This window comes from Streptomyces sp. NBC_01775 (assembly GCF_035917675.1).
Classification (GTDB): domain Bacteria; phylum Actinomycetota; class Actinomycetes; order Streptomycetales; family Streptomycetaceae; genus Streptomyces.
Window position 1 is genome coordinate 5,697,893 of the sequence record NZ_CP109104.1, and the last position, 16,851, is coordinate 5,714,743.

General features: G+C 72.0%; 11 protein-coding genes. 9 read left to right on the top strand and 2 right to left on the bottom strand.

Annotated features, from left to right (window positions below; genetic code table 11):
* The first annotated feature begins 96 nt into the window (after nucleotides 1–96).
* Together OHB04_RS25480 and OHB04_RS25485 are read left to right on the top strand one after the other, a co-directional pair.
* Nucleotides 97–3,963, top strand: a complete 3,867-nt coding sequence (locus tag OHB04_RS25480) for a glycosyltransferase (RefSeq protein ID WP_326689975.1) — start codon at nucleotides 97–99, stop codon at nucleotides 3,961–3,963.
* Complete coding sequence (locus OHB04_RS25485; protein ID WP_326689976.1) at nucleotides 3,960–5,618, top strand: DUF5719 family protein; 1,659 nt, start codon at nucleotides 3,960–3,962, stop codon at nucleotides 5,616–5,618. The genes OHB04_RS25480 and OHB04_RS25485 overlap by 4 nt, the downstream gene beginning before the upstream one ends.
* Before the next feature lie 85 nt (nucleotides 5,619–5,703).
* Here OHB04_RS25485 and OHB04_RS25490 read toward each other — a convergent pair whose 3' ends face one another.
* The gene (locus OHB04_RS25490) at nucleotides 5,704–6,153 is read right to left on the bottom strand and encodes a metallopeptidase family protein (RefSeq protein ID WP_326689977.1); all 450 of its coding nucleotides are present in this window, start codon (nucleotides 6,151–6,153) and stop codon (nucleotides 5,704–5,706) included.
* Between the two features lie 363 nt (nucleotides 6,154–6,516).
* On the opposite strand from OHB04_RS25490, the gene OHB04_RS25495 reads away from it, so the two are divergent.
* The 6 genes from OHB04_RS25495 to OHB04_RS25520 all read left to right on the top strand — a co-directional run bounded on the left by OHB04_RS25495 (nucleotide 6,517) and on the right by OHB04_RS25520 (nucleotide 12,519).
* The gene (locus tag OHB04_RS25495) at nucleotides 6,517–6,966 is read left to right on the top strand and encodes a DUF3499 domain-containing protein (protein WP_326689978.1); all 450 of its coding nucleotides are present in this window, start codon (nucleotides 6,517–6,519) and stop codon (nucleotides 6,964–6,966) included.
* A gap of 87 nt (nucleotides 6,967–7,053) precedes the next feature.
* Nucleotides 7,054–8,412 carry a phosphomannomutase/phosphoglucomutase gene (locus OHB04_RS25500; protein ID WP_326808393.1) on the top strand — a complete coding sequence of 453 codons (1,359 nt, stop codon included), beginning with the start codon at nucleotides 7,054–7,056 and terminating at the stop codon, nucleotides 8,410–8,412.
* A gap of 200 nt (nucleotides 8,413–8,612) precedes the next feature.
* Nucleotides 8,613–8,786, top strand: coding sequence for a Trm112 family protein (locus tag OHB04_RS25505; RefSeq protein ID WP_326689980.1), 174 nt, complete (start codon nucleotides 8,613–8,615; stop codon nucleotides 8,784–8,786).
* Between the two features lie 88 nt (nucleotides 8,787–8,874).
* Nucleotides 8,875–10,170, top strand: coding sequence for an SIS domain-containing protein (locus OHB04_RS25510; protein WP_326808394.1), 1,296 nt, complete (start codon nucleotides 8,875–8,877; stop codon nucleotides 10,168–10,170).
* A gap of 106 nt (nucleotides 10,171–10,276) precedes the next feature.
* Nucleotides 10,277–11,524 carry a mannose-6-phosphate isomerase, class I gene (gene manA, locus OHB04_RS25515; RefSeq protein ID WP_326689982.1) on the top strand — a complete coding sequence of 416 codons (1,248 nt, stop codon included), beginning with the start codon at nucleotides 10,277–10,279 and terminating at the stop codon, nucleotides 11,522–11,524.
* Between the two features lie 38 nt (nucleotides 11,525–11,562).
* A complete protein-coding gene (locus OHB04_RS25520; RefSeq protein ID WP_326689983.1) occupies nucleotides 11,563–12,519 on the top strand; it encodes a cation diffusion facilitator family transporter in 957 nt (318 codons plus the stop codon).
* A gap of 98 nt (nucleotides 12,520–12,617) precedes the next feature.
* On the opposite strand, the gene OHB04_RS25525 is transcribed toward OHB04_RS25520, so the two are convergent.
* Entirely contained in the window at nucleotides 12,618–14,834 is a 2,217-nt protein-coding gene (locus OHB04_RS25525; protein ID WP_326808395.1) for a fructose-specific PTS transporter subunit EIIC, read from the bottom strand.
* Nucleotides 14,835–15,237: 403 nt separating this feature from the next.
* On the opposite strand from OHB04_RS25525, the gene ahcY reads away from it, so the two are divergent.
* The gene (gene ahcY, locus OHB04_RS25530; RefSeq protein ID WP_326689985.1) at nucleotides 15,238–16,698 is read left to right on the top strand and encodes an adenosylhomocysteinase; all 1,461 of its coding nucleotides are present in this window, start codon (nucleotides 15,238–15,240) and stop codon (nucleotides 16,696–16,698) included.
* The last annotated feature ends 153 nt before the right edge of the window (nucleotides 16,699–16,851 follow it).

Sequence of the window (16,851 nt, forward strand, 5' to 3'; positions counted from 1 at the left end):
GTGCGTCCATCGCTCCGATACGCGTCTTCCGGGGGCTTGCAGCCTTACGCGGCACCGCCGCGAGGCCCCGGCACCCCGGGGAGGGCCCCTACCTCGATGTCCGTGCACAGCCATATGGCGGCCCACTACGAGGCGGCCACAGCAGGGTTGGCCAGCTCCACACCGCCCGAGTTCCCCCGGCACGTCGTCACGGCTGTGCTCGTCGCACACGACGGCGCACGCTGGCTCCCTGACGCTCTCTCAGGTCTGCTCGGACAAGAACGGCCGGTGCAGAACGTCGTCGCGGCCGACACCGGCAGCGCCGACGACTCCGCCCGGCTGCTGGCCGAGGCCCTCGGCGCCGAGCGCGTCCTGCACATGGCACGGCGCACCGGATTCGGCACCGCCGTCGAAGAGGCCGTTCGCACCGCGCCGGTGCTCACCCCCGAGGACCTCCCGTATCTGAAGCGGCCGAGCGGCTGGGACCCGGTCAGCCGTACTTGGCGCGACGACGCCTACGACATGCCCGAACTCCCCTACGGCGAGCCCGTGCAGTGGCTGTGGCTGCTGCACGACGACTGCGCGCCGGAGGCGGACACGCTGGCTCAGCTGCTGCGCGTCGTCGACGCCGACTCCTCCGTCGCCGTCACGGGCCCCAAGCTGCGCAGCTGGTACGACCGCAGGCAGCTGCTGGAGGCCGGTGTCTCCATCGCCCACAGCGGCCGGCGCTGGACCGGCGTGGAGCGGCGCGAGCAGGACCAGGGCCAGCACGACCAGGTGCGGCCCGTGCTGTCCGTCTCCTCCGCCGGCATGCTCATCCGGCGCGATGTCTTCGAGCAGCTGGGCGGCTTCGACCGCGGGCTGCCGCTGATGCGGGACGACGTCGACCTGTGCTGGCGCGCCCAGGCGGCCGGGCACCGCGTCTTCGTCGCACCGGATGCCGTGATGCGGCACGCCGAGGCGGCCTCGCGTGAGCGCCGCCCGGTCGACTGTGTCGGGCGGGCCAGCCGCGGGGCCAGCCCGCACCGCGTCGACAAGGCGGGCGCCGTCTACACGCTGCTCGCGAACGCGCCCGGCGCGCTCCTTCCGTGGATCATGCTGCGGCTCGTCCTCGGTACCTTGCTGCGCACCCTGGCGTATCTGGTCGGCAAGGTGCCGGGACAGGCGCTGGACGAGGTGGCGGGTCTTTCCGGCACGCTGCTGCGCGGCGGACGCGTCATGGGGGCACGCCGCAGACGGGGCAGGCCCGCCGTTTCGCACAAGGAACTGCGCCCCCTCTTCCCGCCGCCGGGCGCCACCTTGCGCGCGACGGCCGAGCAGGTCGCCAGCAACTTCGGTGGCCGCTCCGAGCCGGAACTCACCTCCGGAGGGCGGCACGGCGCCGTCGAGACCGGGCCGGGCGACGACGACGCCGATTTCCTTGAGGTCGAGCAGTTCGCGCGCCTCAAGCGGCTCGCGCAAAAGCCGGGCCCCGTCCTCTTCGCCGTCCTGCTCATCGTCTCCCTGGTGGCCTGTCGCGCGCTGCTGGGCGGCGGGGCGCTGGCGGGCGGCGCGCTGCTGCCGGCCCCCGACGGGGTCTCCGGACTGTGGTCGCGCTATCTGGACGGCTGGCACCAGGTCGGCACCGGGGGCACTCAGTCGGCGCCTCCGTACCTCGCGATCGTCGCCACGTTCGCCACCCTCCTGTTCGGCAGCACCGGCTTCGCGCTGACGCTGCTGCTCGTGTGCTCCGTCCCCCTGGCCGGGCTCACCGCCTACTTCGTCTCCCGGCCGCTCGTCGACTCCCGCCTCGTCCGCGCCTGGGGGAGCGTCGCCTACGCCTTCTTGCCCGCGGCCACCGGGGCGCTCGCCCAGGGCCGCATCGGCACCGCCGTCCTCGCCATCCTGCTGCCCCTGCTGGCCCGCGCCGGAGTATCGGCCCACGGGCTGCGCGGCAGGCCGGGCTGGCGCGCCGTGTGGGCGTACGCGCTGCTGCTGACCCTCGCCACCGCCTTCACGCCCGTCGTGTGGCCGATCGCGCTGGTGCTCGCCGTCGCCGCGCTCGCGCTGCGCCGGGGAGGGGGTGACTCGCTCGGAGCGGGCGCTGTCCGGAGCGTCGTCGCGCTCGTGAGCCCGATGCTGCTGCTGGCCCCCTGGTCGCTGACCCTGCTGACCAGCCCGAAGCAGTTCCTCACCGAGGCCGGCCTCGGCTACGGCACCGGCGCCGCCACCCCGGTGGACCTTCTGACGCTCTCTCCGGGCGGCCCCGGCGCCACCAACGGGCTGTTCCTCGTCGGCCTGGTGCTGGCCGGGCTGGCCGCACTGCTGCGCGCCGGGCGGCAGCTGGCGGTACGCGCCGCCTGGATCGCGGCCCTGGCCGGGCTGCTCTTCGCGGGGCTCTCCAACGGCTCGGCCTGGGCGGGCCCCGCCACGCTCGTCTACGGCCTGGCGCTGCTGAGCGCCGCCGTGGTCGGCGCGGAGGGCGCCAAGGAGCGCGTCGCGACACAGAGCTTCGGATGGCGCCAGCCGCTCGCCGTGCTGGTCGCCGCCGCGGCTGTGGCGGCCCCGCTGCTCGCCGCCGTCGGCTGGATGATCGGAGGCGCGGACGGGCCCCTCTCGCGGCGCGACCCCGTGCAGGTGCCCGCCTTCGTCGCCGAGGAGAGCAGCACCGAGGACCAGGCCCGCACGCTGGTGCTGGACGGCGGCGAGGCAGCATCCGGTGTGACGTACACGCTGGTGCGCGGCTCCGGGGCCCGGCTGGGCGACGCCGATCTCGCGGCGGCCGACGGGGGCGACACGCGCCTGGACGGCATCGTCTCCCATCTCGTCGCCGGTTCCGGTGCCGATCAGACCAGCCAGCTCGGCGGCTTCGCCGTGCGCTACGTCCTCCTGCGCGACGGTGCCTCCCACCGGATGAGCCGCGTTCTGGACGCGACGCCCGGCCTGACCCGGCTCAGCCAGGAGGACGGCAGCGCGCTGTGGCGCGTCGACCGGCAGGTCTCGCGGGTCTCGATCGTCCCGGGGAAGACGGAGAACGGCGCGGCCGGAGCGGTGACCGCACCCGTCCCCGTCGCCGCGGGCCCCGTCGAGTCGCACGCCACGCTGCCCTCCGGACCCTCCGGACGCGTGCTGCGGCTCGCCGACACCGCCGACAGCGGCTGGCAGGCCACGCTCGACGGCAGCCCGCTCAAGAGCGTCACCGTCGACGGCTGGGCACAGGGATTCGAACTCCCCACCAACGGCGGCAAGCTGGAGCTGACCCATCAGACCCCCCTCACGCACACCGTCTGGGTCTGGGCACAGGGTTTCCTGCTGCTGGTCGTTCTCGTCCTCGCGCTGCCGGGCCGCCGCCGCGACGTGGACGACGACCTGCCGGAGGAGGAGCACGTAGCCGAGCAGCCCGTGACGGGCGAGGGCCGCAGGGCCCGCAGGCTGCGCGCGGCAGCGGCGGCGGAGGGACAGGACGGCGCGCAGGGCTTCGAGGGCGCAGAGGCCGTTCATCCGGGCGGCGGCGAAAACACGGAGCATCCGGGCGCGGGAAACCCGCCTCCTCCGCCGCCCCCGCAGGGCCCGCCCGCCGTGCCCGGACAGCCGCAATACGACCCCGGATACGCCGACCCGTACGAGCAGCAGCAGCCCTATGTGCCGCGGCAGACGCCGTACGGCGAGGCGCCCTACGAGCAGCAGCCCTACGACCCGTCCGGCTACGACCAGTCGTCCGGCTATGGGCAGCAGCCCTATGAGCAGCCGTACCAGGGCTCTTACGAGCAGCAGCCGTACGGTCAGCAGGCTCCGTACGAGCAGCAGGCCCCCTACGAGCAGCCTTATGAGCAGCCGTACGGGCAGGCTCAGCAGGACCAAGTCCCCTACGAGGAGTGGCAGGCGCAGCAGTACGCGGCACCGCAGGCCGCACCCGCCGCCGACCCGTACGGATACCAGCAGGACGGCTACGACGGCACGCGCGGCTATGACAACCGGTACGGGAACGGGAGCGAGCAGCAGTGAACCGCACCATCCTCAGCTTCGGGGGCGCCGTCGTCGCGCTCGCCGCCGTGACCGGGGTCGCGGCCCTCACGCCCGCTGACGAGGGCTCACAAGGCGCTGAGACGGCCTCGGAGGCCGCTCACAAGCCCGTGGAGCGCTCCACCCTGGTGTGCCCGCAGCCGAGCAGCTCGGACGTCGCGGAGACCTCCTACACGGCCTTCACCCCCAAGGGCCCCGGCGGCAAGAAGGGCGGCGCCGAACTCCATCCGGCCGAACTCGCCGACCCGGAGGACTCCGCCGACCCTGGCACCGAGGACGGCAAGAAGGACGGCAAGAAGGGGAAGGACGACAAGGGCGACAAGGGCGACAAGGACAGCAAGAAGGACGACAAGGCCGGTAAGGGTGAAAAGGCCGACAAGGAGAAGGGCGGCAGTCCGAAGCAGGGCGCCGCAGCATCCGGTCAAAAGCCCGTCGTACCCCTCACCTCACCCGGCGCCCCCGTCACAGCCGGCACGGACGACCCCGAAGCCCCGGCCCTGGTCGGCACGGCCGACGGCCCCTTCGCGCCGGGCTGGACCGTTCAGCAGACGACGAGCATCGGCGCGGGTGCCGGGCGTGGCCTGCACGGCGCGTCCTGCACGGCGCCCGACACCTCCTTGTGGTTCCCCGGCGCCAGCACGGCGGCCGACCGCCAGGACTACGCGCATCTCACCAACCCGGACAGCACCAGCGCCGTCGTCGACCTGGAGCTGTACGGAAAGAACGGCAAGGAGAAGGGCGGCGCCGGCACGGGCGAGGGCGTCACCATCCCGCCCCGCTCCACCGTCCCGGTGCTGCTGTCCACGCTGACGGCGAAGCCGGTCACCAACGTCACGCTGCACGTCACCGCGCGCACCGGCCGGGTGGGCGCACAAGTGCAGGCGTCCGACACGAAATTGGGCGGCGACTGGCTGGCGCCCGCGGGGGACCCGAACCCGACCGCCGTCCTGCCCGGCATCCCCAAGGACGCGACCTCCGTACGGCTCGTCGTCTTCGCGCGCGGCGGGAAGGACGCCGACCTCAAGGTCCGGCTGGCGGGCGCCTCCAGTCTCATCAGCCCCGCCGGATACGAAACCCTGCATGTGAAGGGCGGTATGACCACCGCCGTCGACCTGAAGGAGCTCACCAAGGGCGAGGCGGGCTCCCTGGTGCTCTCGCCCGCCGAGGACGGCTCGGATGCCGCCCCCGTCGCCGCCGCCGTACGCGTCACCCGGGGCAAGGGCGCCAAGCAGGAGACCGCCTTCATCCCGTCGACGGCCCCCGTCGGCAAGCGCGCCACCGCGGCCGGCAACGGGTCCGGGGACGCCACCTTGGCGCTGACCGCGCCGGAGAAGGACGCCAGGGTCCGGGTGACCGCCTCAGCGGGCAGCGGCGGCGGCAGCGCCAAGAGCACCACGCTCACGGTCAAGGCCCACACCACCAAGTCGCTGGCCCCGCCTCGCCCCCAGGGCGGCAAGGGCACCTACGCGGTGACGGTCGAGCGGCTCTCCGGCGGACAGGTTCACGCGTCCCGGATGCTCACGCGAAAGCAGGACGGCGTCCCGGCCTTCACCGTCCAGACCCTCCCGGACGACGGCAGCACCGTCGCCGTGCCGCGGTCCTCGCAGGACTTGTCGGTGCTCAACGACGGCAAGTGACGCGACGGCAGGCGACGCGACGGCAGGTGACGGGGAGGGAGGGGGTGCCCTGGGCGCCCTCACATGGTCCTTCCCCGGGCCGTGACTAGTCCTGCCCGTAGCGGGGGTCGACCGACTCCGGGGCGAGGCCGAGCAGTTCGGCCACCTGTTCCACGACGACCTCGTGGACGAGCAGGGCACGCTCGTCCCGGCTCCTTGTGCGGATCTCCACCGGCCGCCGGTAGACGATCACCCGGTCCGGGCGGTCGCCGTTGGCCTCGGTGATGCGGCCGAGCGGAACGGTCTCGTCCCCCTCGCGCACCTCGCCGTTGTCCGACCGCGGCACTTCCTGGACGGCGAACTCGACGCTCGCCAGCTGCGGCCAGTGCCGTTCGAGCCGGCTCACCGAGTCGCGCACGAGGTCGTCGAACGCCTCGGCCCTGCTGACGGCGAGCGGTACTTGGGGCGGCGCCACCGGTCCGCGCATGCCGCGGCCGTGTCGGTCTCGGCTGCGGGGCCGCGAATCGGACCGGCGCGGCGGTACGGGGCTGTTCATCACCTCCGAGCCTAGCCCGCCCGGCGCCCCACGCGAGGTCCGACGGGCCTCGGCCGCCGTGCCGCGTCAGCGGGACCGTGGCGCGGGAGCCCGGGGCCCCTGTCCCCTTGCCGTCGTTTCCGCCTCCTTCCGGGCACCCTCCGCCGCCTTCCTGTCACCTTTATGACGGAACGTGGCACGAAATTTTTCGCAGGAAGACCAAAGGGGGCCGACCTGTGACCGGAGTGCACCGCTTCGCGCTTCTCCCCGGGCCTCCGGGTGCCCGTCGTGAGGCGCTCGCGACCGCCGCGCCACAGGGCCGAGGGTGTCTTTCAGCAGATCAGGCGTTTCCGGCGAACCCGGACGACACGGCAGAGTGACCTGATGGCGAGTCGTCGCAGCCCGCTCAAGAGTGCGGTACGGTCCAACGTCGTGAGCCCTGTACGTCGCTGTTCGCGCACCGCTTGCGGTCGTCCCGCCGTCGCGACGCTGACGTACGTCTACGCGGACTCCACCGCCGTTCTGGGCCCCCTCGCCACCTACGCCGAGCCGCACTGCTACGACCTGTGCGCGGAGCACTCGGAGCGGCTCACCGCGCCGCGTGGCTGGGAGGTCGTCCGCCTGGCCATCGACGCCGCCTCGGCCCGCCCCAGCGGCGACGACCTCGAAGCGCTCGCCAACGCGGTGCGCGAGGCCGCCCGTACGCCGCCGCGCCAGGAGCAGCCGTCCCGGACCGCCACCGACGCGCTCGGCGGTCCCGACGGGCGCGACGCAGACCCCATGGAGGTCGCACGGCGCGGCCATCTGAGGGTCCTGCGCTCCCCGGAGCCGTAGCGGCCCCCGGCGCCGCGACGCCGGGCTCACCCTCTTGGGTAGATTTGGGGCTCGTTGACGACTGACAACCCCAGGAGAGGGCTGGCCGTGGCTGATCTGTCCCAGATCGTAAAGGCGTACGACGTGCGCGGAGTCGTGCCGGACCAGTGGGACGAGGCGCTCGCCGGGCTGTTCGGCGCCGCCTTCGTGCACGTCACCGGCGCTTCCGCCATCGTCGTCGGACACGACATGCGCCCGTCCTCGCCCGGACTCGCGCGGGCGTTCGGGCGCGGCGCGGCCGGACAGGGCGCCGATGTCACCGAGGTCGGCCTGTGCTCGACCGACCAGCTCTACTTCGCCAGCGGGTATCTCGACCTGCCGGGCGCCATGTTCACGGCCAGCCACAACCCCGCCCGCTACAACGGCATCAAGATGTGCCGCGCGGGCGCCACTCCGGTGGGCCAGGACACCGGCCTCGGCGAGATCCGCGCCCTCGTGGAGGAGTGGTCGGACGCGGGAGCCCCGGCAGCCGACGGCCCCCAAGGCACCCTGACGCAGCGGGACATACTGCGGGACTACGCGGAGTATCTGCGCAACCTGGTGGACCTGTCCGGCATCCGGCGGCTCAAGACCGTCGTGGACGCGGGCAACGGCATGGGCGGCCACACCGTCCCCACGGTCTTCGAAGGGCTGCCGCTCGAACTCGACGACCTGTACTTCGAACTGGACGGCACGTTCCCCAACCACGAGGCCAATCCGCTCGATCCGAAGAACCTGGTCGACCTCCAGCACCGCGTCCGCGAGACCGGCGCCGACATCGGCCTCGCGTTCGACGGCGACGCCGACCGCTGCTTCGTGGTGGACGAGAACGGCGACCCCGTTCCGCCTTCGGCGATCACCGCGCTGGTCGCCTCCCGCGAACTGGCCAGGGTCCCGGGCTCCACCGTGATCCACAACCTCATCACCTCCTGGTCGGTCCCCGAGGTCGTCAAGGAGAGCGGCGGCACCCCCGTCCGCACCCGGGTCGGCCACTCCTTCATCAAGCAGGAGATGGCCGAGACCGGCGCGATCTTCGGCGGCGAGCACTCGGCGCACTACTACTTCCGCGACTTCTGGAACGCCGACACCGGCATGCTCGCCGCCCTGCACGTCCTGGCAGCCCTGGGCGAACAGGACGGCCCCCTCTCCCAGCTCGTCGCCCGCTACGACCGCTACGCCGCCTCCGGCGAGATCAACAGCACCGTCGACGACCAGACAGCCCGCGCCGCCGCCGTCAAGGAGGCGTACACGGGCCGCGAGGGCGTGGAGCTCGACGAGCTGGACGGCCTGACCGTCACGGCCGGTGACTGGTGGTTCAACCTCCGTCCCTCCAACACGGAGCCGCTGCTGCGGCTGAACGTGGAGGCTCGGGACGCGGCCACGGTCGAACGGGTCCGCGACGAGGTCCTGTCCATCGTCCGGGTCTGAGGGCCGGGAGCCGGCGCGGCGGAGCGGGGCGATCGGGGGCGGGGCGCGACCGCGGCCCGGTTCTGCCCGCCACACCCGCCCCGCCGGCCACAGTCCGTCCGGGCCGGAACGGGCTCAGGGAGCGCCTCCTCGATGGCACTGTCCCCAGCACCCGGCGGTACCCTGACCGCACAGTCAGCCGCTCGCCCAGGAGGAACCACATGCCGCTCGAAGCCGGACTCCTTGAGATCCTCGCCTGTCCGGCGTGCCACGCGCCGCTGCGTGAGGAGGGCGACGAGTTGATCTGCACCGGGGAAGCGGAGTGCGGCCTCGTGTATCCGGTACGTGACGGCATCCCCGTGCTCCTGGTGGACGAGGCCCGCCGGCCCGCCTGACCCCAGGCGCCGACCGGCTTACTGCCTTACCAGGAGACGCTGCCTTACCAGGAGACGCTGCCGAGGCAGCGATCGGAGGCTACGGAAGATGCTCGACGAGTCCCTCCTCGACGCTCCCGAGGCGCTGGCCCGGGCCGATGTACGGGGTCTGCTGCGCGGCTCGGCCCAGGCCGGGGCCCGCGTCCGTACAGCACTGCGTCAGGCCACCGAAGCGGGCCTTGGCAAGCTCCAGCCCGACGGCCGCCCCCGCGCGCTTCTCGTGGCCGGTCCCGGGCCCGCGACCGCCTGTATCGCCGACGTGCTCGGTGCCCTCACGGGCGGCGCCGTCCCGGTCAGCCGGCTGCGCCCCTCCGGCGCGCTGGCCGCCTCCGGGGCGCTGCGCTGGTCGCTGCCCGGCTGGGCGGGCCCGCTCGACCTGCTGCTGCTCGTCACGCCTGACGGCACCGAGCCCGGCCTGACCGCGCTGATCGAGCAGGCATACCGCCGGGGCTGCACCGTCGTGGCCGTCACGCCCGGCGGTGCCCCGCTGGCCGACGCCGTCGGGGAGACCAGGGGCCTGGCCGTTCCGCTGGCCCCCGGCCCCCACGCGATCTACGAGTCTCCGGACCTCCCGCCCCACCCCGTGGAACCCGCGGGACCGGATGCCGCGGATGTTCCGGGCGCACCGGATGCCGCCCCGGACGACCGGCCGAGTGGCTCGGGTGACCGGCCGAGCGGGGAGGACACGCAGCCGTCGGCTCAGTCCGCGGAAGGGCAGCCGAGTGCGGCACCCGGCACGTTCTGGGCGCTGCTCACCCCGCTGCTTCTGCTCACCGACCGGCTCGGCCTGGCACAGAGCGGGCCGCCCGCCATCGAGGCGCTCGCCGACCGCCTCGACGAGGTCGCCGAGCGCTGCGGCCCCGCCATCGCCCCCTACAGCAACCCGGGCAAGACGCTGGCCGCCGAACTCGCCGGTGCCCTCCCACTGCTGTGGAGCGAGGGTGATATCGCCGCCGCCGCGGCGCGTCACTGGGTCGCCGCCTTCGGCGCGCTTCCCGGCAGGCCCGCGCTGGCCGCCGAACTGCCCGAGGCCATGACCTCGCACGGGGCGCTGCTGTCCGGAGCCTTCTCGGCGGGCTCCAACGGAGACGACTTCTTCCGCGACCGGGTGGACGAGCCAGAGGCCCTGCACGCCCGCGTCGTCCTGATGCGCGACTCCCCGACCACGGCCGACTCCTCGGCCGTCGCCGCGCGCGACCTCACCTACGCCCACGACACCCCGCTGAGCGAACTGGAGCCGGCCGAGGGCAGCAGCGTGCTGGAGGCGGCGGCCGAACTGATCGCCACCGCCGATTTCGCCGCCGTTTACCTCACGATCGCCGACAGCCACTCCCCTTGGTCGTGACCGCCCGCGGGCGTGACCGCGCCCCGGCGGCACCGCCCTTGGGCGGCACGCCCCCACGCTCCCACGCCCGCTGAACGCCCCGCGAGCAGGACAGGAACGCACATCCATGGACCGTCTGGAGAACACCGTCAGGCCGTACGCCTGGGGCTCCACCACCGCCATCCCCGAACTCCTCGGCGAGGAGCCCACCGGCGAGCCCCGCGCGGAGCTGTGGATGGGCGCACACCCCGGAGCCCCCTCCCGCATCGACAGGGGTGCGGGCAGCACGCCGCTCTCCGAGGTCATCGCCGCCGCTCCGGAAGAGGAACTGGGCGCCGCCAGTGTGCGCGCCCACGGGCCCCGGCTGCCGTTCCTGCTCAAACTGCTCGCCGCCGCCGCGCCCCTCTCGCTCCAGGTGCACCCCGACAACACGCAGGCTGCCGAGGGGTACGCCGACGAGGAAGCCCGCGGGGTTCCCCTTGATTCCCCGGAGCGCAACTACAAGGACGCCAGCCACAAGCCCGAACTGATCTGCGCCCTCACCCCGTTCGAGGGTCTGTGCGGCTTCCGGCAGCCCCACGAGGCGGCCGAACTCCTTGAGGGCCTCGGCGTGAACGGCCTCAAGCCCTACGCCGACATCCTGCGCGCCCGGCCGGGAACGGAGGCGCTGCGCGAGGTGCTGACCGCCATCCTCTCGGCCGAGAAGGGCGAGATGGCCGAGACGGTCGCCGAGGCAGCCGAAGCGGCGGCCCGGATGGCGGCCGTTCCGGCCGTTCCCTCCGGTTCTTCCGGGCGGTCCGGAGAGGCCGAAGAGGAGGGCCTCCGGCGCGAGTACGCCGCGTACGCGGACATCGCCCACCACTACCCGGGCGACCCCGGAGTCCTCGCCGCCATGCTCCTCAACCATGTGAGCCTGCGCCCGGGGGAGGCCCTCTTCCTGTCAGCGGGCGTCCCGCACGCCTACCTCAGCGGGCTCGGCGTGGAGATCATGGCCAACTCCGACAACGTGCTGCGCTGCGGCCTGACCCCCAAGCACGTGGATGTGTCCGAACTCCTCCGCGTCGTCCGGTTCGAGCCGACCGACCCCGGCATCCTGCGCCCCGAAGCCGACGACACCGGCGGTGAGGAAATCTACGACACTCCGGTCGGCGAGTTCCGGCTCTCACGCTTCACGCCGGTATCCGGTGCCGCCCCGCACACCCTTCAGGGCCCGGCGGCACAGATCCTCCTGTGCACCGGGGGAGAGGCAGTGCTCCAAGGGGACGAGAGCGACGAAATCACCCTCGCCCCGGGCCGGTCCGCGTATGTTCCGGCAGGCGAACGAGTCCGGATCTCGGGTGACGGTACGCTCTTCCGCGCCACAGTGGCCGTCTGACGTAGCGGCTGACCACAGCAGGAAGGGACCTCCAACTCGTGAGTGCATCAGGCGGTACGAAGGCGATCGTCGCGGCGCTGGGCGCCAACTTGGCCATCGCGGTGGCCAAGTTCGTGGCTGCGGCCTTCAGCGGCTCGGCCTCGATGCTGGCGGAAGGCGTCCACTCGGTCGCCGACTCCGGAAACCAGGGCCTCCTGCTGCTCGGCGGCAAGAAGGCCAAGAAGGAAGCCAGCGAGGAGCATCCGTTCGGATACGGCCGCGAGCGCTACATCTACGGCTTCCTGGTCTCCATCGTCCTGTTCACCATCGGCGGCGTTTTCGCGCTCTACGAGGGCTACGAAAAGATCCGCCACCCCCACGAGGTCGAACACTGGTACTGGCCAGTGGGCGTGCTCGTGTTCGCGATCATCGCGGAGTCGTTCTCCTTCCGCACGGCCATCCGGGAGTCCAACGAGGTCCGCGGCAAGCTCGGCTGGGGCCAGTTCATCCGCCGCGCCAAGGCGCCGGAGCTGCCCGTCGTCCTGCTGGAGGACCTCGGCGCCCTCGTCGGCCTCGTCCTGGCCCTCGCCGGTGTCGGCCTGGCCCTGCTGACGGGCAACGGCGTCTGGGACGGCGTGGGCACCGTGTGCATCGGCGTGCTCCTCGTCATCATCGCCATCGTGCTGGCGGCCGAGACCAAGTCGCTGCTGCTGGGCGAGTCCGCCGACCCGGCCGAGCGGGACCGCATCCAAGAGGCCCTCGTGGACGGCGAGACGGTCACCAGCCTCATCCACATGCGCACCCTGCACCTCGGCCCCGAGGAGCTGCTGGTGGCCGCCAAGGTGGCCGTACAGCACGACGACACGGCCGAGGAGGTCGCCAACGCGATCAACGCCGCGGAACTGCGCATCCGCGAGGCCGTGCCGATCGCCCGGGTGATCTACCTGGAGCCCGACATCCTCCGCACCTCGGGTGCGGAGCCCGCCGCGGCATCCGGTACCTCGGAAAGCCACTGAGGTCCGTCCGCCCGTCAGCTCTGGCCTGCTCCGCGCTTCGTGCGGGGCAGGCCAGAGCCTTTCGTCGGGGGTGACGGCCTTCAGGAGGCCGTCACCCGTCAGTGGATTTCAGCGAGTATCCGGAGCACCGAATCCTTGTCGGCCGCCTCTAGCAGCCGTGCCCGGAAGCCGGAGTCCATCAGCTTCCGTGACAGCAGCGCCAGGATCCGCAGATGCTCGTCCCCCGCCGCGGCCTCCGGTACCGCGATCATGAACACCAGCCGCGCTTCGGTGCCGTCCAGAGCACCCCACTCGATGCCTTCCGGTGACCGTGCGAACCCGACCACCGGCGCGCTCACCGCGTCCGTCTTCGCGTGCGGGACGGCGATCTCCTCGCCGAGCCCCGTCGTGCCCTGCTCCTCCCGGGCCAGCGCCGCCCGGACGAGCGCCTCGCTGTCCGTCACCTTGCCGCTGCGGCCGAGCACCGCCGCCATCTCCCGGATGGCCGCCTCCTTGCTCTCGGCGGCCAGCCGCTCCTCGACGGTCCGTGCCGTCAGATACCCGGAGAGCACCTCGGGCTCCTTTGACGGGGCGGGGGAGCCGTCCTCGTCACGCGCCGCGTCGCCGGCTTCCATAGCCGCTCCGGTTTTGGCTCCCGCCTTGGCCTTGGCCTCGGCTTCGGCTCCGGGTATGGGCTCGGCCTTCGTCCCGGCGCCCGCCTTGACCGTCGGCCGGGCCGGAGCGCTGCTCGCCGCCGCGACAGCGACCGACGGCGCTGCCTCGGCCTCCGGCACCGCGCCATCCGGAGCGCGACCCGTGCGCCGCTCTCCGACGGTCATCAGCCCCGCCGTGGTCAGACCGGTCACGGCCGTACCGACGACGACGGCGACGAAGAAGAGCGCCACACCGTCGATCGCCCCGAGCACCGCGACGATGGGCCCGCCATGCGGCACGTTGTCCCCGACCGAGGCCAGCCCGGCGATACCGCCCGCGACGGCTCCGCCGAGCATGTTCGCCGGGATGACCCGCGCGGGCCGTGCCGCCGCGAACGGGATGGCGCCCTCGGTGATGCCGAAGAAGCCCATGAACAGCGCCGCGTAACCCGTCTCGCGCTCCTGGTCGGTGAACAGCCTGCGGCGCACCAGGGTCGCGAGCCCCTGCCCCAGCGGCGGCACCGGAATGGCCGCCGCGCACATGCCCATCACCTCGGGGCTCTTGGAGACCAGCCCGGTCCCGAACAAGAACGCCGTCTTGTTCACCGGCCCGCCCATGTCGAACGCGATCATCAGCCCCAGCACGACGCCCAGCAGCGCGGCACTGGCGCCGGTCATGCTGCCCAGGAACTCGGTCAGGTTCTCGAAGACCCAGGAGATCGGCCGCCCGATGACGTAGATGAAGAACAGCCCGAGAGCCGAAGTGGCCACAATCGGGATCACGATGATCGGCATGATCGGCCGCACGAACCGCGAGACCGGCACGAGCTTGATCCAGCGGACCAGATACCCGGCGAGGAATCCGGTCACGATCGCGCCGATGAAGCCCGCCCCCGACTTGGAGTCGTACAGCTCACCGGTGTTGGCGATCCAGCCGCCGATCATCCCCGGCACGAGCGCGGGCCGGTCCCCGATCGCGTAGGCGATGTAGCCGGACAGGATCGGCACCATGAGCTGGAAGCCGACCGTGCCGATGTCGTTCACGTGCTTCCAGAAGCTGCCGTCCGGGATCACCAGCCCGCCATCGGCCTGCGGATGGCCGCCGACAGCGAGCGAGACGGCTATCAGCAGCCCGCCCACGACCACGAACGGGATCATGTACGACACGCCGTTCATCAGCGCCTTGTAGCCTACGCTGCGCTCCCGGCCCTTGGCCCCGGCAGGCCCGGACGCCCCAGCCGCCGCCCCACCGTCACTGCCGCCGCCCTGACCGTCCCCGGCTCCCGCGGCCGAGGCGGAGGAGCCGGAGGAGCCGGAGCTCCGGTGGACAGGCGCCTCGCGCACTCTGTCGATCAGCCCTCCCGGATCGCTGATGCCTTCCGAAACGCCGGTGACCAGCAGTCGCTTGCCCTCGAACCTGCTGCGGTCCACATCCTTGTCCGCGGCGATGATGATGCCGTCAGCGGTTCTGACATCGTTGTCAGTCAAGACATTCTCGGCCCCGATGGATCCCTGGGTCTCCACCTTCATGGCGATGCCCCGCGCCTCGGCGGCCTGGGTCAGTTTCTCCGCCGCCATGTACGTATGAGCGATGCCCGTGGGGCAGGCGGTGACGGCGAGCAGTTTCAGCCCCGGCTCGGGCGGGGGCGCCGCCTCGTCGTGGGGGTCGACAGGACTGGTCACGTGATAACTCCTTGCTCGGCCAGTGGGGTGGGGGATGTGATCTGTGTTTCATACGAGCCGGTAGCGGCATCGAATCAGCCGGTGACAGCACCGAATCAGCCGCGCGGACCGACGCGCAAGCGGCCGAAAACCGCCCCAGTGTCGCCCTTGCTGTGACCCGAGGCAATCCGTTCGACTGGACGGGCGGTGTAGATTCGTAGAGCCAGACGTCGCTGCTGATGGCGGTCGGGCGGTCCGCCCAGCGGGCCACCGAGGGAGAGAGGGCCTCCGACGGACTGAGCTGCGAGCAGGGGACGAGTGTGCCCGGAGACGATGCGCGCCTCCGCGCGACCGGTCACCACACCGTCCCGCGCCGTAGCACGGACCAGTCAGCCACACTCTCGACATCGAGGAGCAGCTCGCAATGACGACGACCTCCACGACCGGCCAGGACTTCAAGGTCGCGGACCTCTCCCTGGCGGCCTTCGGCCGCAAGGAGATCACGCTGGCCGAGCATGAGATGCCCGGTCTGATGGCGATCCGCAAGGAATACGCTGCGCAGCAGCCCCTTGCCGGCGCGCGCGTCACAGGATCCCTGCATATGACAGTGCAGACGGCCGTGCTCATCGAAACCCTCGTCGCCCTGGGCGCCGAGGTCCGCTGGGCCTCCTGCAACATCTTCTCCACCCAGGACCACGCCGCGGCTGCCGTCGCCGTCGGCCCCACCGGCACCCCGGAAAACCCCCAGGGCGTCCCGGTCTTCGCCTGGAAGGGCGAGACCCTGGATGAGTACTGGTGGTGCACCGAGCAGGCCCTCACCTGGCCCAACACCGCCACCGGCGGCCCGAACATGATCCTGGACGACGGCGGCGACGCCACCCTCCTCGTCCACAAGGGCGTCGAGTACGAAAAGGCCGGCGCGGCCCCCGCGGTCGGCACAGCCGAGAACGACGAGCACCGAGTCATCCTCGAACTCCTCAACCGCACCCTGCGCGAGAGCCCCCAGAAGTGGACGCAGCTCGCCTCCGAGATCCGCGGCGTCACGGAGGAGACCACCACAGGCGTCCACCGCCTCTATGAGATGCACCAGGCGGGCTCGCTGCTCTTCCCGGCGATCAACGTCAACGACGCCGTCACCAAGTCGAAGTTCGACAACAAGTACGGCTGCCGCCACTCCCTGATCGACGGCATCAACCGCGCCACCGACGTCCTCATCGGCGGCAAGACCGCCCTGGTCTGCGGCTACGGCGATGTCGGCAAGGGCTGCGCCGAGTCCCTCCGGGGCCAGGGCGCACGCGTCCTGATCACCGAGGTCGACCCGATCTGCGCGCTCCAGGCGGCCATGGACGGCTACCAGGTCGCGAGGCTGGACGACGTGGTCGAGACGATCGACATCTTCGTCACCACCACCGGTAACAAGGACATCATCATGGCCTCGGACATGGCCAAGATGAAGCACCAGGCCATCGTCGGGAACATCGGCCACTTCGACAACGAGATCGACATGGCCGGTCTCGCGGCGATCGACGGCATCGTCAAGGACGAGGTCAAGCCGCAGGTGCACACGTGGACCTGGCCGGACGGCAAGACCCTCATCGTCCTGTCCGAGGGCCGCCTGCTGAACCTGGGCAACGCCACGGGACACCCCTCGTTCGTGATGTCCAACAGCTTCGCGGACCAGACGATCGCCCAGATCGAGCTGTTCACCAAGCCCGAGTCCTACCCGACCGACGTCTACGTGCTGCCGAAGCACCTGGACGAGAAGGTCGCCCGCCTCCACCTCGACGCGCTCGGCGCCAAGCTGACCGAGCTCCGCCCGGAGCAGGCTTCCTACATCGGCGTCCCGGTCGAGGGCCCCTACAAGCCCGACCACTACCGGTACTGACCCGCCAGGCCCAGCGGCACTGAGCCACACCAGGCTCAGCAGCCGTCAGCCGATCGGTTCGCAGGCCCCCGCCTCCGGGCGGGGGCCTCTCCGTCCCCCGGCTCCGGCAAGCATCCGCCCCACCGCACCGGACCTCAGCCCCACCGAACCTGG

Bases quoted from the DNA above. Each gene is read 5' to 3' on its own strand.
- OHB04_RS25480 (WP_326689975.1), top strand. From the start codon at position 97: ATGTCCGTGCACAGCCATATGGCGGCCCACTACGAGGCGGCCACAGCA.
- OHB04_RS25490 (WP_326689977.1), bottom strand. From the start codon at position 6,153: ATGAACAGCCCCGTACCGCCGCGCCGGTCCGATTCGCGGCCCCGCAGC.
- OHB04_RS25495 (WP_326689978.1), top strand. From the start codon at position 6,517: ATGGCGAGTCGTCGCAGCCCGCTCAAGAGTGCGGTACGGTCCAACGTC.
- OHB04_RS25505 (WP_326689980.1), top strand. From the start codon at position 8,613: ATGCCGCTCGAAGCCGGACTCCTTGAGATCCTCGCCTGTCCGGCGTGC.
- OHB04_RS25510 (WP_326808394.1), top strand. From the start codon at position 8,875: ATGCTCGACGAGTCCCTCCTCGACGCTCCCGAGGCGCTGGCCCGGGCC.
- manA (WP_326689982.1), top strand. From the start codon at position 10,277: ATGGACCGTCTGGAGAACACCGTCAGGCCGTACGCCTGGGGCTCCACC.
- ahcY (WP_326689985.1), top strand. From the start codon at position 15,238: ATGACGACGACCTCCACGACCGGCCAGGACTTCAAGGTCGCGGACCTC.